Origin of the sequence: Roseovarius sp. THAF27 (genome assembly GCF_009363655.1) — a bacterium.
Taxonomy (GTDB): Bacteria; Pseudomonadota; Alphaproteobacteria; order Rhodobacterales; family Rhodobacteraceae; genus Roseovarius.
In genome coordinates this window covers 1,629,397-1,643,757 of record NZ_CP045393.1, presented here as the reverse complement: position 1 = coordinate 1,643,757, position 14,361 = coordinate 1,629,397, and the positions used below count along the sequence as shown (strand labels likewise).

Annotated in this window: 12 protein-coding genes; 8 read left to right on the top strand and 4 right to left on the bottom strand. The window is 64.3% G+C overall.

The features are described from left to right. The first annotated feature begins 3 nt into the window (after window positions 1–3). Window positions 4–849, top strand: coding sequence for a ferredoxin--NADP reductase (locus FIU89_RS08220; protein WP_152492150.1), 846 nt, complete (start codon window positions 4–6; stop codon window positions 847–849). Window positions 850–922: 73 nt separating this feature from the next. Here the strand turns inward: FIU89_RS08220 and FIU89_RS08215 are convergent, their stop codons facing one another. Next, entirely contained in the window at window positions 923–1,765 is an 843-nt protein-coding gene (locus tag FIU89_RS08215) for a translation initiation factor 3 (protein ID WP_152492149.1), read from the bottom strand. 203 nt (window positions 1,766–1,968) lie between these two features. Between FIU89_RS08215 and infC the strand changes: the two genes are divergently transcribed. The 5 genes from infC (at window position 1,969) to FIU89_RS08190 (ending at window position 6,746) form a co-directional block, all read left to right on the top strand. Further along, a complete protein-coding gene (gene infC, locus FIU89_RS08210) occupies window positions 1,969–2,514 on the top strand; it encodes a translation initiation factor IF-3 (RefSeq protein ID WP_216647080.1) in 546 nt (181 codons plus the stop codon). 227 nt (window positions 2,515–2,741) lie between these two features. After that, window positions 2,742–4,418 (top strand): peptide ABC transporter substrate-binding protein, encoded by a 1,677-nt coding sequence (locus FIU89_RS08205; protein WP_254701866.1) that lies wholly within the window; start codon window positions 2,742–2,744, stop codon window positions 4,416–4,418. A gap of 43 nt (window positions 4,419–4,461) precedes the next feature. Next, window positions 4,462–5,469 carry an ABC transporter permease gene (locus tag FIU89_RS08200; RefSeq protein WP_152492146.1) on the top strand — a complete coding sequence of 336 codons (1,008 nt, stop codon included), beginning with the start codon at window positions 4,462–4,464 and terminating at the stop codon, window positions 5,467–5,469. Then, window positions 5,462–6,370, top strand: coding sequence for an ABC transporter permease (locus FIU89_RS08195; protein ID WP_254701827.1), 909 nt, complete (start codon window positions 5,462–5,464; stop codon window positions 6,368–6,370). Before FIU89_RS08200 ends, FIU89_RS08195 begins: the two co-directional genes overlap by 8 nt. A gap of 61 nt (window positions 6,371–6,431) precedes the next feature. Continuing rightward, window positions 6,432–6,746: a TraR/DksA family transcriptional regulator gene (locus FIU89_RS08190; protein ID WP_152492144.1), complete on the top strand. Its 315-nt coding sequence runs from the start codon at window positions 6,432–6,434 to the stop codon at window positions 6,744–6,746. Between the two features lie 5 nt (window positions 6,747–6,751). On the opposite strand, the gene FIU89_RS08185 is transcribed toward FIU89_RS08190, so the two are convergent. From FIU89_RS08185 to FIU89_RS08175, 3 genes are all read right to left on the bottom strand, one after another. Then, window positions 6,752–7,912, bottom strand: a complete 1,161-nt coding sequence (locus FIU89_RS08185) for a M20 aminoacylase family protein (RefSeq protein WP_152492143.1) — start codon at window positions 7,910–7,912, stop codon at window positions 6,752–6,754. An 11-nt stretch (window positions 7,913–7,923) separates the two neighbouring features. Further along, window positions 7,924–9,735, bottom strand: coding sequence for an ABC transporter ATP-binding protein (locus FIU89_RS08180; protein WP_152492142.1), 1,812 nt, complete (start codon window positions 9,733–9,735; stop codon window positions 7,924–7,926). A 230-nt stretch (window positions 9,736–9,965) separates the two neighbouring features. Next, window positions 9,966–12,440, bottom strand: coding sequence for a penicillin acylase family protein (locus FIU89_RS08175; protein WP_152492141.1), 2,475 nt, complete (start codon window positions 12,438–12,440; stop codon window positions 9,966–9,968). 106 nt (window positions 12,441–12,546) lie between these two features. Here FIU89_RS08175 and FIU89_RS08170 point away from each other — a divergent pair, with 106 nt between their 5' ends. Together FIU89_RS08170 and FIU89_RS08165 are read left to right on the top strand one after the other, a co-directional pair. Beyond that, a complete protein-coding gene (locus FIU89_RS08170) occupies window positions 12,547–13,419 on the top strand; it encodes an NAD(P)-dependent oxidoreductase (protein WP_152492140.1) in 873 nt (290 codons plus the stop codon). 176 nt (window positions 13,420–13,595) lie between these two features. Then, on the top strand, window positions 13,596–14,279 hold the full coding sequence (locus tag FIU89_RS08165) for a Crp/Fnr family transcriptional regulator (RefSeq protein ID WP_152492139.1): 684 nt from the start codon (window positions 13,596–13,598) through the stop codon (window positions 14,277–14,279). Window positions 14,280–14,361: the final 82 nt, after the last annotated feature.

Sequence of the window (14,361 nt, the reverse complement as noted above, 5' to 3'; positions counted from 1 at the left end):
CTGATGAACGAGACCGTGACCGTGACCGAAGCGAAACCCGTCAAAGTCCCCACCCTGCCCGATGCCCAGACCGTGACGGCGGTCAAACACTGGACCGACCGGCTGTTTTCCTTCCGCACCACCCGACCCGCCAGCCTGCGTTTCCGCTCGGGCGAGTTCGTGATGATCGGGCTGATGCAGAAAGACGAGAAGACCGGCAAGGAAAAGCCCCTGCTGCGGGCCTATTCCATCGCCTCGCCGTCCTGGGACGACGAGCTGGAGTTTTACTCGATCAAGGTGCAGGACGGCCCCCTGACCAGCCGCCTGCAGCATATCCAGCCGGGCGATGAGATCATCCTGCGACCCAAGCCCGTGGGAACGCTGGTGCATGACGCCCTTTTGCCGGGCAAGCGCCTTTGGCTTTTCGCAACGGGCACCGGCTTTGCGCCTTTCGCCTCGCTGTTGCGCGATCCGCAAACCTATACCGATTATGACGAGGTGATCATCACCCATACCTGCCGCGAGGTGGGTGAGCTGACCTATGGCAAGGAGCTGATCGACGGCATCCGCACCGACGAGATGCTGGCCGAACTGATCGGCGAAGGCTTTCACGAGAAGCTGCGCTATTACCCCACCACAACGCGAGAGGAGAGCACGAAGATGGGCCGCATCACAGACTTGATGCGCAAGGGCGAAGTCTTCGAAGACCTGGGGGTTGAGCCTCTTACGCCCGAGATCGACCGCGCGATGGTCTGTGGCAACTTGGCGTTCAACCTCGAGATCAAGGAAATGCTGGAGGAATACGGCCTGCGCGAGGGTGCCAACTCCGATCCGAAGGAATACGTGGTCGAAAAAGCCTTTCTCGACTGAACCTCGTCAGCAAACACGAAAAAACCCGCGCTGATCGCAGCGCGGGTTTTCTTGTTTCAGCAGCCTGATACGATCAGATGTTGAGCGCTTCACGCACCGCGTCCAGCGCGCTGTCCAACATATCGGGATTGTCCCGCGCGGCTTCCAGGCTGGATTTCAGCCCTGTCTTCTGCACCGGGCCAAGGTCGGAATTGTCGATGTAGTCCGCAACCTTGTCGTAATCGAACCCCTCGGGCGTCAGCAACTGCTCGATGGAGTTCTCGGACGCCTCCCCGGCTTCGGTCGCGGCGTCTTCGGTAGCGCTCGCGGCGTCTTCCGCCGCGTTTTCGGTTGCAGTTGCCGCATCGCTCGTCGCATCCGCGGCCTCGTCAGCCGCATCCTCGGCGGTTGCTTCCGTCGCATCAGCCGCGTCGCTTGCAGTGTCGGCGGCGGCATCTGCGGCGTCCGAGGCGGCTTGCGTTGTTTCTTCGGCGACTTCCTCGGCTGTCTGCTCGGTCGCATCCGCGGCGTCGGCGGCGGCTTCCGCCGCATCATCCGCGGCTTCACTGGCCGTGTTGGCGGCATCCGACGCGGTGTCCTCGGCGAAATTGGCCGCATCGTCGCCGGCCTCGACCGCGTCCTGCGCCGCTTCATCGGCCGCGTCCCCGGCAGCATCGACAGCACCTTCTGCGGCCGCCGCGGCATCTTCGGCAGCCTCCTCGGTCGCCTCGGCAGCCTCGTCGAGCGCTTGGCCGGTGTCCTCGACGGCGTTCTCGACCGCTTCACCGGCGGCATCGCCGGCACTTTCCAGCTCCTCGGGTGTCGACACGGTCTCGGAGACCTCTTCCACGACCTCCTGCGGAGACTTGCCGGTGAACAGCATGTAGCCGCCGGCAAGAATGGCGAAGGCGACGATCAGCCACAAAATGTTTCTCATTGGTATTCCCCTCAACTGGCAGGTATCTAGAGACAGTCACAGCCTGCCTTAACGTTGCTTCGAGATGAAGCGTAAAATCGGCGTGCGCAAGGGGAAATTACCTTCGCTTGGGGCACTGACAGCCCATTTTGCCGCTTGAAACACCCCTTGGCCGCAGTTACCTTGCGACCTCAAACTTGTTGAACGATCGAAGGACAAAAACCATAGCCCGCAGACCACACAACGCGCCCCCGACGCGCGACACCGGCCCCCGCATCAACGATAAAATCCGCGTTCCGGAAATCCGCCTGATCGGCGCGGATGGCGAAAACGTTGGCGTCGTGACGCCAGAACGGGCCATGGGCATGGCGGAAGAGGCCGGTCTGGACCTCGTGGAGATTTCGCCGAACGCCAATCCGCCGGTCTGCAAGATCATGGATTACGGCAAGTACAAGTACGAACAGCAGAAGCGCGAGTCCGAGGCGCGCAAGAAGCAGAAGGTCATCGAGGTGAAGGAGGTGAAGTTCCGCCCCAACACCGATACGCACGACTATGACGTCAAGATGCGCAACGTCTTTCGGTTTCTTGAGAATGGCGACAAGGTGAAGATCACGCTGCGCTTCCGTGGCCGCGAAATGGCGCACCAGGACCTGGGCCGCGACCTGTTGCAACGCGTGGCCGAGGACATCAAGGAAATCGGCAAGGTCGAGAACATGCCGAAGATGGAAGGCCGCCAGATGATTATGATCATCGCGCCGGGCGCCAGGTAGATCCCATAATTTGCGCAGACAGGTTTTGTCGCGTCTTCGGTCTGCCCTGACCGGGCTGACCGCTTGATTTTCCGCCGGGCAAATGGTCAGATGCCGTCGTCATACGCCCGGACCCCGTCACTCACACGACCCAGGGGTTCACGACAGGCCATTGTCGGCGTCGTGGGAGGTGGCACGAACCAAAAGGGGACACGGGGATGCAGTGGGGACAGCTGACCGCGGCGGCGATGCTTGCATGTAGCGTCGCGCAGGTCTGCGCCGCGGAACGGGCAAGCGATGGACAGGTCAACGTTATCTTCTGGCAGGCCCCTTCGATCCTGAACCCCTATCTGACAGGCGGCATCAAGGACATCGAGTCCGCCAGCCTGGTCCTCGAGCCGCTGGCGCGCTACGACGAGACGGGCACGATGGTGCCGTGGCTGGTGGACGAGATCCCGACGCTGGAAAACGGCGGCGTCAGCGAAGACATGAAATCCGTCACCTGGACCCTGACCGACGGGCTGCTTTGGTCCGACGGCACGCCCGTCACCTCCAGCGATGTCCGTTTCACCTGGACATACTGCACCGCCGAGGGTGGCGGTTGCGCGCATGCCGACAAGTTCGCCGGGATCACAGGCATCGATACGCCGGATGACCGGACGGTCGTCATACGCTTCGACGAGGCAAAGCCGTTTCCCTACGACGCATTCGTGGGATCCTCGGCCCCGATCCTTCAGGCACGGCAATTCGCCGATTGCCTTGGCGACCGTGCGCCGACCTGCACAGACGCCAATTTCTATCCCATAGGCACCGGCCCGTTCGTGTTGGAGGAGTTCCGGGCGGGGGACATCGTCAAGATGTCCGCCAACCCGAATTTCCGGGAGCCCGAGAAGCCTGCCTTCGCCAGCTTGCTGATCAAGGGCGGTGGCACCGCCGAAAATGCGGGCCGGGCCGTGCTGGAAACCGCAGACTACGATTACGCCTGGAACCTGCAACTGCCGCCCGAGGTGCTGGACGGGATGCAGGCGGCGGGCAAGGGCAGCATCGTTTCGGCGTTCGGGACGCTGGTGGAACGTGTCGTTCTCAACCTGACCGATCCCTCGGCGGCGCTTGGGGACGAGCGTTCGACCCAGGCGCATGACCACCCGTTTCTGACCGATGTCGCCGTGCGCCAGGCCCTGAGCCTGGCGATCGACCGGGCGATCCTCGTCGAGATCGGCTATGGCGAGGCGGGTGCGATGACCTGCAACATCCTGCCCGCGCCGGAAATCTATGCCTCCGACGCCAACGAGGCCTGCAAGACCCAGGACATGGCAGGTGCGAAGTCGCTGCTGGACGCGGCCGGCTGGACCGACAGTGATGGCGATGGCATCCGCGACAAGGACGGGATCGATCTGCGCATTCTGTTTCAAACCTCCACCAACGCGGTCCGCCAGACCTTTCAGGCGGCGATCAAGAGCTGGTGGTCAGAGATCGGGGTCGAAACCGAGCTGCGCAGCATCGACGGGAACGTCTTTTTCGGAAGCGATCCCAACAGTCCGGACACTTATCAGAAGTTCTTTGCCGACGTGCAGATGTACGCCCAGATGTTCGATGGCACGGACCCCGAGGCGTATATGGCCAGCTGGACATGTGACCGCATTCCGACACCGGAAAACCAGTGGCAGGGCACCAACATGCCGCGCTATTGCAACGAGGCATACGACGCCCTGGTGCAAGAGTTTCGCGAAACCGCGGGCCTGGAAGCTCGTGCCGAACTGGCGCGGGCGCTCAACGACATGCTGATGCAGGATTTCGCGATTCTGCCGCTGGTACATCGCGGGCGGGTTTCGGCCCATGTAGACAGCCTGGGTGGTGTCGTCATGAACACCTGGGACAGCGAATTGTGGAACGCGGCGGACTGGTACCGCAAGTCGGCGGAGTGATCCCGAAAAGGCTACGATGGGGGCCGCCAATGGACATGGCTGAATGCTGACATTCGCTTTGCGCCGATTGCTGCTGTCGATACCGGCCCTGATCCTGATCGCGTTGATCATCTTTCTGTTGCTGGAGTTCGCGCCGGGCGACCCCATGGGCAACCTGCCCCAAACGATTTCGCCCGAGGTAAAGGCCCGGATGCGCGAGGCGCTCGGCCTTGGCGAGCCCGTGCATGTGCGGTTCTGGAAGTGGATGGTGCAATTCTTCTGGATCGAGCCGCAAGTGCTGTTGGATAGCGTGTTCGGAACATCCCTCGCCGACGGAAAGCTGCGTGTCCTGAGCTGGCAGAGCCGTGCGCCCGTCATGGCCGAGATCGCCCGCGCCCTGCCCCAGACCCTCTGGGTCGTCGGCACGGCCTATGTGGTCGGCATTCTCGTGGCGTTGCCGATCGGAATCTACTCGGCCTACCGCCAATATTCGGTCTTCGACAACGCCGGCACCTTCGTGACGATGCTGGGCTATTCCCTGCCACCGTTCCTGACCGGCCCCTTGGTCATCTATGTCTTCGCGGTTCAGCTCGACCTGCTGCCCTTCATCTACGAGACGACGCATAGCGTGAGGGATTGGGACAGCTTCATCTATCAGGTCCGGCAGATGGTCTTGCCGGTGCTGGTCTTGTCGGTGCAGACCACGGCGCAGATCAGCCGCTACCTGCGCTCTGCCATGCTGGACAACCTCGGCCAGGATTACGTGCGCACAGCGCGGGCCAAAGGGCTTGGAGAGTGGGCGGTGGTGATGGTGCACGTCCTGCGCAATTCGATGATCCCGGTCGTAACCGTCATTGCACTGGGCGCCCCGGCGGTGTTCGGCGGGGCCATCATCACCGAGCAGGTGTTCGCGATAAACGGCATCGGCGCGCAGCTGATCGGGGCGATCAAGGCCAACGACCTGCCCATGGTTCAGACGCTGACGTTCCTGTTCGCTGTCCTGATCGTCCTCGCCAACCTGGTTGCGGACCTGCTCTATGGTCTGCTCGATCCGAGAATCCGTTATGACTGACCGCTCGCCCGCGAAAACCGGCCTCTGGCGCGACGTCCGGCGCCAGTTCCTGCGCCACAAGGGCGCCGTCTTCGGCGCATATCTTTTTGCCGGTATCGTGCTGGCCGTACTGCTTGGCCCGGCCTTGTGGAGCATCGCGCCCGATGCGCTGGATTTCTCCGCCCGCAACGCGGCGCCCAGCCTGGCGCATCCCTTCGGCACCGATCAGCTGGGCCGGGACGTGCTGGCACAGGTGCTGCTGGGGGGACGCATCTCGCTGGCGGTCGGGTTGGCGGCCATGGTGCTGTCGGTATGTCTGGGCACGCTGGTGGGTGTGTCCGCCGGGTTCTTTCCCCGGCTCGACGGGCCGTTGATGCGGCTGACGGACCTGTTTCTGTCCATGCCCCTTCTGCCGTTGCTGCTGGTCATCGTGATGCTGTTCCGCGAAGCGCTGAGTGCCGCGGTGGGGACGGAGATGGGAATTTTCCTTTTGGTCGTCGCCGCGATCGGACTGACCAGCTGGATGCCCGTGGCACGGATCGTGCGGGCCGACGTGCTGAGCGTGCGGGAGCGCGAATACATCCTGGCGGCACGCGCCGCGGGAACCACGCGCTTTCGCCAGATCACCCGGCACGTGCTGCCGAACGTCCTGTCGCCGGTGGTGGTTTCCGCCACGCTCGGGATTGCCAACGCGATCATAACCGAAAGCGCCCTGAGCTTTCTGGGCCTGGGTTTTCCATCCGACTTTCCCACCTGGGGGCGCCTTCTGAGCGATGGCGTGGTCTATCTGGCAGAGTTCCCCTGGCGCGTGTTCTGGCCGGGTCTGATGATCTCGCTCACCGTCCTCAGCGTGAATTTCATGGGCGACGGGCTGCGCGATGCGCTCGACCCCAAGCTGCGCGCCCGAACCGCGCGGCTTTGATCGCGATCAAGGCGGCACGGGCTTGGTTTGCGAATATGGAGCCCGCGAAAGGGAGGCCACCATGAAGCACGAAGCCCGGAAAATCGCGTTGTTAAAACGCCGAGAAACTCTGACCACGCATCTGAGCACCGTCGAACGCACGTTGGACGAGACACCACCCAAGGACTGGGAAGACCGCGCCTCGGAGCGGCAGGGTGACGAGGTGCTCGAGGCGCTGGGTTTGGCGGAACTGGAAGAGGTCCGCCGGATCGATGCCGCGCTGGAGCGGATCAAGGTGGGTACCTATGGTATCTGCACTGCCTGCGGGGAGAGCATCCCGGAGGCCCGGCTGAAGTTCCTGCCGGACACACCGTTCTGCGCCCACTGCGCGGCCTGACCGAATCAGGCCGGCATCCGCTGTTCGATGATTCCGGCCCACCAGCTGCAGCCGGCGGGGATGACCTCGTCGTTGAAGTTGTACTCCGGATGATGAACCGGGGCCGAGGCGCCGTTGCCGACGAGGATATAGGCCCCGGGGCGTTCCTCGAGCATGAAGGCGAAATCCTCTCCTCCCATCACCAGAGGCGCCGTATCGCATTGACCTGACACCGATTTTGCCACCTCGGCGGCGAACTCCGTCTGTTCGTCATGGTTGGCCATGACCGGGTAATTGTACTCGTAATCAAGCGATATCTCGGCCCCGAAGGCCGCGCCGATATGGTCGCAGATGCCCTTCATCCGGGTCGCGGCCAGCTCTCGCGTCTCGTTGCTGAGCGTGCGCACGGTGCCCATCAGCGTGACGCGGGACGGAATCACGTTGAATGTATGCGACGAGGTTTCCATCGAGGTCACCGAGACGACGATCTGCTGGATCGGATCGGCATTGCGGCTGACGATGGTCTGAAGCGCGGTCACCAGGTGGCCCGTGACGACCGTGGGGTCGATGGTTTCATGCGGCTTGGCCGCGTGGCCGCCCTTGCCTTCGACCACGATATCGAACTTGTCGGTGGCGGCAAAGAACGGGCCGGGCCGGATGGCGAACTGGCCCGGTTCGACCCCCGGCCAGTTGTGCATTCCATAGACTTCCTGGATGCCGAAGCGTTCCATCAACCCGTCGTCGCACATCTCCTTGCCGCCGCCGCCGCCCTCTTCGGCAGGCTGGAAGATGATCACGGCGGTGCCGTTGAAATTGCGGGTCTCCGCAAGGTACCTGGCCGCGCCCAGCAGCATGGCGGTGTGCCCGTCATGGCCGCAGGCGTGCATCGCGCCGGGCGTCTTGGAGGCATAGTCGAGCCCCGTCGCCTCGTGAATCGGCAGCGCGTCCATGTCGGCGCGCAGGCCGATAGTGCGGCCTGAAGAGTTTTCGCGCCCTTTGATGACCGCCACGACGCCGGTGCGGCCCAGCCCGGTGACGACCTCGTCACAGCCGAAGCTTTGCAATTTTTCGGCAACCAGGGCGCTGGTGCGGTGGGTATCGAAGAGGATTTCGGGGTTCTCGTGAATATCACGTCGCCATGCCGTAATCTCATCCTGCATTTCTGCAAAGCGGTTCTTGATGGGCATGGGCGGTCCTTTCAGTATCCACAATCCGAAGTCAGAACGACGTGATCCCGCGAAACCTCGCGATAGAGCGACGGGCCGGGGTCGTGATCCTTGGGGTGTATCGGAGACGGAATCGGTTTGAAACTCAAATCACTTATCTGCCGCCGTTGGGCCGGGTCGGCCACGGGGACAGCGCGCAGGAGCGCCCGCGTGTAAGGGTGCCGGGGATTTTCCAACACGGCGGCACGGGGCCCGCGCTCGACGATGCGCCCGGCATACATGACCGCGACGTGATGGCTGACCCGCTCGACCACCGCCATATCATGGCTGATGAAGAGGTAGGACAACCCCAGTTCGGCCTGCAATTCCATCAGCAGGTTCAGAACCTGCGCCTGCACACTCACATCGAGCGCCGAGACAGCTTCGTCGGCGACGATTAATTTCGGGTTAAGCGCAAGGGCGCGCGCGATTGCGACGCGCTGACGCTGGCCACCGGACAGCTCGTGCGGGTAGCGGTCGAGAAAGCTGCCTGGCAGACCGACCCGGTCGAACAGGGCTGTCACGCGGTCAGTGCGTTGCGCCTTGTTCTGATTGGTGAAATTGCGCAGGGGTTCGGCCACCTGCTCGGCCAGGCGCAGCACGGGATTGAGACTGCCGTAAGGGTCCTGGAAGATCATCTGCATCTGCGCGCGTGCGCGGCGCAGTTCGGCGGCGGGCAAGGCGGTTATGTCCTGTCCGCCCAGCGAGATGCGGCCGCGATCGGGCTCGACCAGGCGCAGAAGAGAACGGCCCACGGTGGACTTGCCACAGCCGGATTCACCAACCAAGGCAAGGGTTTGACCGGCATTGATGCGGAAGGACACATCCTCGACCGCGTGAACACGACCGACGATCCGCCGCAGAAGCCCACCCCTCACCGGAAACCGCGTGCTTAGGTGCTCGACCCGGAGAAGTTCGGTGCCCTGCCCCGGTATGGGCTTCGGCGACGCTTCGGGGTCGAGCGCGAACGGCTGTGGCGCAGGTTTTCCGCGCATGTCGCCCAGCCGCGGCACGGCGGCAAGAAGCTTGCGCGTGTAAGGATGCGAAGGCGCCGAAAAGACTTTCGAAACAGGGCCTTCCTCGACTTTTTCACCGTCCTTCAGAACCACGACGCGGTCGGCCACCTGGGCCACGACGGCCATGTCGTGGGTGATGAAAAGAACGGCGGTTCCGTGGTCGTGGCGGAGACGGTCGATGAGGGCGAGGATCTCGGCCTGGGTGGTGACGTCGAGGGCGGTGGTGGGCTCGTCGGCGATCAGGAGGCGCGGCTCGCAGGCCAGCGCCATGGCGATCATGACGCGCTGGCGCATGCCGCCGGAAAGTTCGTGGGGATATTGCGAGAGGCGGCGTTCGGGTTCGGACAGGCGGACTTCTTGCAGTAATTCCAAGGCCTTGGTGCGGGCGGCGGCGCGGCTGAGGTGCTTGTGTTTACGCAGACCTTCGGTCAGCTGACGGCCGATGGTGAAGACCGGGTTGAGGGCGGTCATGGGTTCCTGGAAGATCATGCCGATCCGGGCGCCGCGGAGGCTACGCATCTGTTTTTGCGTCAGTTTTCCGAGCTCGAGAGGCCCGGAACCGGCGTCGAACATCAACCGGCCGCCGGTGATCCGGCCCCCATCAAAGCCGACAAGACGCATCAGGGCGAGTGAGGTCACAGACTTGCCGGAGCCGGATTCCCCAACGATTGCAAGGGTTTCGCCGGGCAGAATGTCGAACGAGACGTCGCGCACGGCCACGGTGTCGCCGGCATCGGACCGGAACGTCACGCCGAGGTTTTCGATCTGGGCAAGAGGCATGTCGCGCATGTCAGGGAGTTAAGCAGCGGGTTAGGAAGAGGTCAATTTCACGATGCTCCTCGACACATTGCACGGCGAAAACCAGCGTCGGTATCGCGTCGGTATCCAAGTGGTATTGCGACGGTGCGATTTTCTGGATCACCGGAGCACCAGAGCGGCGCAGAATTTGCGCAAATTCTGCAACCGGAGAATATGTATTCTCCGGACCATTTTCTGCGCAGAAAATGGCGCGCGGACCATCAGGGGGCGGCGGGTGTCAGGCGGGTGATCCCGACCGACGCGGCGCGCGCGAGATCGGCGTCGAGCGACATCGGGATGTATTCCCCCCGGCGCCAGAGCTGGGCCATGTCGTCGTAGTGCCGGCTGAGAAAGTGGCCCGATTGCCCGGTCGCGGTGATGAACACGCTGCTGTCGGGATCGGCGAAATCGTAGACCCCGCGATAGCCCGCGCCGTGCACGTTCTGGAACGGGTCGGGTCCCTGCCCGCGCGTGCGCCCGCGCAGGAGCGTGTTGTCGCCGCCCGAGGTCGACTGGCGGATGTTGACGAAGTAGCGCAGCAGCGGCACCTCGCCCAGGACCTGGTGATCGTGCGTGGCCTGGTGCGCGTCGCCCCAGCGCAGGCTTTCCAGCGCGCTGCCATAGCGTTCGTCGATCCAGATCAGCGCCGCGTCGAGCGCGATGCGGGCGATGTCGGAACAGGTTTCCTCAACCGTGGACTGTCGGATGTCACACCAGGCCGACGCGCCGTCGATATCGCGGTAGACACGCTCGATGAAGACCGGGTCGGGATGGGTGAACTCGTCCGCCAGGGGGCCGAGTTCGTCGACAATCAGGCGGCGCTGCAATTCGCGCAGCCAGGCGGCGTAGATCAGCGGCTCGGGTAGGTGCTCGTTCATCTCGCCGTTCCACTCGGACAGCAGGGTGAGCGCGCGCTGGCGCTGGCGTTCCGGCGTGCCGTCGGGCGCGGCCTCGCCGGTGAACCACAGGTCCTTGCCGATGAGCGGCAAAAGCGAGCGGGCGGTGAAACTGACGGTGTCGAGCTGCGCCTCGATGAAGCTGTCGCGGGTGTGCACCTCGCGGTTCTGCATCAGGCGGCGCCAGCGGAAGACGCGCTGCGTGTCGCCCCACTTGTAGCTGACATGGTTGGGAAAGGGGCGGTCCAGGGTCTTGTTGTTGGTGTTGCCCAGGATGCCACCGGCGGGGGCCACGAATTCGGGGTTGGCGGAATAGGCCAGCGTGCCCTGCCAGCGGTTGGTGTCTTCCCATCCGCGTGAGGGGTAGCGGCCGCGGGTTTCATGATCGGCGTCGCGTCGGGGCATGGCGCCGATGGTCTTCATGGCGATGGTGGACTGGTCCACCAGCGTAAGGTTCTGCGACGGGGCGATATAGCTCTCGCCTGCCGCGATGGCCTCGTCCACCGACGCCGCGCGCATCAGGGCCATGGCCGAGGACAGCGTCGTGTCGCTGTCCGAGAGGGCCGTCCAGCCCAGCGAGGCGACGTGGCCAGGGGGCGTCACGTCGGCGAGATTATAATGCGAGCCGGGGAGCACGGGGCCATTTTCCGTCCAGCGCAGTGTGAGCGTGATGGGCGCGGCATCCGCGATGCGGATGATGGTGCTTTCGGTACGGAAGGGCTTGTAGCCGTCGGGTGTGAGATATTCCTGCGGGTTGTCAGGATTTAGACGCTCGATGAAGAGGTCCTGATCGTCGAGATAGGAGGACGTGACCCCCCAGCCCAGATCGGCGCTGCGCCCGGCCATGACGATGGGCACGCCAGGGATGGTGGCGCCGATGACGCCCCCCGTTTGAAGCTCCAGCCGGGCGAGATACCAGATGGCGGGCGCGGTCAGACCAAGGTGAGGATCGTTGGCCAGCAGCGTGCCGCCCGAGGCCGAGCGCTTGGGCGCGGCGGCCCAGGCGTTGGAGGCGCCGGCGAAGGCGCGTTTTTTGAAGGGCGACAGCGGGTGGTCAGGGGTGCCGGGGGCATTGGCATGGGCGAATTGCGTGCCTTCGGGGAAGAGGCTGGCGTAATCGGGCAGCGCGGCGATGCCGGTGCCGGGGGCGAGCGGCATGATGTCGGCCAGGCGGTCGGCATCGTCCAGCTCAAGGGCGGCGTGGGCGTAAAGCACTTCCTCTTCCAGATGCGCGGACAGCTGCACCGCCATGAGCTTGACGATGGCGATGGAGTCGGCGGGCGTCCACGGGGCCACGGGGTTATTGAAGAGGAACATCTCGGGCGCGCCCCGGCCCAGGGCGGATTCGTTGATTTCCTTGAGACGGGCGTTCACCCCGGCGGAATAGGCGCGCAGGGCGGCGAGCGTCTGGGTGTCCTGCGCCTCGACCGATCGCTGGGCCAGCGTGTAGAGGTCGAAGCGGCGCAGGATCTTGTCGATCTCGACGGTGCGGGGGCCGAACACCTCGGACAAGCGGCCCTGTACGGTGCGGCGCATCATCACCATCTGCCACAACCGGTCCTGCGTGTGGGCATAGCCCAGGCCATAGAACGTGTCGGGGTCGTTGGTGCCGAAGATATGCGGCACGTTGGCGTTGTCGCGGACGATCTCGACCGGCTCCAGGATGCCGATCACGTCGAGGTCCTTGGAATAGTCCGGCAGCGAGCGCGACAGCAGGAAATAGACGCCCAGCAGCGCGACCAGGCCGAGCAGGATCATCCCGCCCGCGATCCGCACCAGCCATTTGAACACTTGCGCCATGCCCCACCCACGTTAGGTTGCCATTCCGGTGGGGATAGTCACAAATCCCGGCATAGACAATGGGCCGCTCTTCACAATGCGGCGCGAAGGCACGAGGGAGATCAAGATGGCAAAGCTGGCATTTCTGGGACTGGGCGTGATGGGGTATCCGATGGCCGGGCACCTGGCCTCGGCGGGCCATGACGTGTGCGTTTACAACCGGACGGCGGCCAAGGCCGAGGCCTGGGTGAAGGAGCATGGCGGGCGTCACGCCCCCACCCCGCGCGAGGCCGCCGACGGCGCGGAGTGCGTGATGGCCTGCGTGGGCAATGACGACGATCTGCGGTCGGTCTGCCTGGGCGAGGATGGCGCGTTTGCGGGGATGGCGAAGGGGGCCACGTTCGTCGACCACACGACCGTTTCGGCGCAGGTGACCGAGGAGCTTTATGCCGCCGCCAAAGAGGCCGGGATCGGCTATGTCGATGCGCCGATCTCGGGCGGTCAGGCCGGGGCCGAGAACGGGCAGTTGTCGATCATGTGCGGCGGCGATGCGGAGGTTTATGCCAGGACCGAGCCGGTGATGGAGACCTACGCCAAGCTGTGTCGCCGCATCGGCGAAAGCGGCGCGGGCCAGATGACCAAGATGTGCAACCAGATCGCCATTGCCGGGCTGGTGCAGGGCCTGTCCGAGGCGCTGCATTTCGCCGAGAAGGCGGGGCTGGACGGGCGCGCGGTGGTCGAGGTGATCAGCCAGGGGGCGGCCGGAAGCTGGCAGATGGCGAACCGCTACGAGACGATGCTGGACGACCAGTTCGAGCACGGCTTTGCCGTGGACTGGATGCGCAAGGACCTGGGGATCTGCCTGAAGACCGGGGACGAGAACGGCGCGTCGCTGCCGGTGACGGCGCTGGTGGACCAATATTACAAGGACGTGCAGAACATGGGCGGCGGGCGTTGGGACACGTCGAGCCTGATCAAGCGGCTGCGCAAGCTGGGATAAGCGCGAGGCGGGGCCGGGATGCGTGGCCCCGCCTCGGGCTGTCTGTCGGGTGCGCCGCCGCGCGCCGTCATGCGCAACTTGGTGACGAGGCGGGCGGCTGGCCCGGCAGGGAGTGGTTTGAACCTAGGCGTCACAGCGGCGGACGTCGGTGACAAAGTCACGCAAGAGGCGGAAAGATGAGCGCGGACGGGACGACAGGCATCGCGGACTGGACCGAGCGGTTCCAAGGGACACGCGCCCTGCCCCGTGCCGTGCGCGACCGGCTGATCCGGGCGGCCCGGATCGTGCAGATCGACAAAGGCACCCAGGTTTTCGGGCCGGACAACGTGCCGGACCGGCTGTTCTTTCTCTACGATGGGCGCATTCGCGTGTCGCAAACCTCGGAAGGCGGACGCGAGATCGTGCTTTACCGGGTCGAGGCCGGGGACAGTTGCGTGCTGACGACCGCCTGCATGTTGGCCGAAGAAGCGTACAACGCCGAAGGGATTGCCGAGACGGACGTGACCGCCGTGGTGCTGCCGAAGCCCGAGTTCGACCGGCTGGTGGCCGAGGCGGAACCGTTTCGCAAGTTCGTCTTTGACGCCTATTCGCGGCGGCTGATCGACATGCTGCGCGTGGTGGACGACGTGGCGTTCGGGCGGATCGACGTGCGGCTGGCCGAACGGCTGCTGGCGCTGGCCGGCGACAGGAAGGAGGTCGCGGCGACGCACCAGGACCTGGCCAGCGAATTGGGCACTGCGCGGGAGGTGATCTCGCGCGTGCTGGCGGATTTCCAGAAACGCGGGCTGGTGCAGCAGTCGCGGGGGCGGATCAGCCTGGCGGACAAGCCCGCGCTGCGGGCGCTGGCGGAGAGCGCGTGATGTGCAAGTCGCCCCCCGTCCCGGTGCCCGGATCTGTGATATAGACGTCGGAACCTGCGCGATTTCTATGAAAGGATGCTGG

Excerpts from the sequence above, each read along its gene's own strand:
- FIU89_RS08220 (WP_152492150.1), top strand. The coding sequence starts at position 4 with ATGAACGAGACCGTGACCGTGACCGAAGCGAAACCCGTCAAAGTCCCC.
- FIU89_RS08215 (WP_152492149.1), bottom strand. The coding sequence starts at position 1,765 with ATGAGAAACATTTTGTGGCTGATCGTCGCCTTCGCCATTCTTGCCGGC.
- FIU89_RS08205 (WP_254701866.1), top strand. The coding sequence starts at position 2,742 with ATGCTTGCATGTAGCGTCGCGCAGGTCTGCGCCGCGGAACGGGCAAGC.
- FIU89_RS08200 (WP_152492146.1), top strand. The coding sequence starts at position 4,462 with ATGCTGACATTCGCTTTGCGCCGATTGCTGCTGTCGATACCGGCCCTG.
- FIU89_RS08195 (WP_254701827.1), top strand. The coding sequence starts at position 5,462 with ATGACTGACCGCTCGCCCGCGAAAACCGGCCTCTGGCGCGACGTCCGG.
- FIU89_RS08190 (WP_152492144.1), top strand. The coding sequence starts at position 6,432 with ATGAAGCACGAAGCCCGGAAAATCGCGTTGTTAAAACGCCGAGAAACT.
- FIU89_RS08185 (WP_152492143.1), bottom strand. The coding sequence starts at position 7,912 with ATGCCCATCAAGAACCGCTTTGCAGAAATGCAGGATGAGATTACGGCA.
- FIU89_RS08180 (WP_152492142.1), bottom strand. The coding sequence starts at position 9,735 with ATGCGCGACATGCCTCTTGCCCAGATCGAAAACCTCGGCGTGACGTTC.
- FIU89_RS08175 (WP_152492141.1), bottom strand. The coding sequence starts at position 12,440 with ATGGCGCAAGTGTTCAAATGGCTGGTGCGGATCGCGGGCGGGATGATC.
- FIU89_RS08170 (WP_152492140.1), top strand. The coding sequence starts at position 12,547 with ATGGCAAAGCTGGCATTTCTGGGACTGGGCGTGATGGGGTATCCGATG.
- FIU89_RS08165 (WP_152492139.1), top strand. The coding sequence starts at position 13,596 with ATGAGCGCGGACGGGACGACAGGCATCGCGGACTGGACCGAGCGGTTC.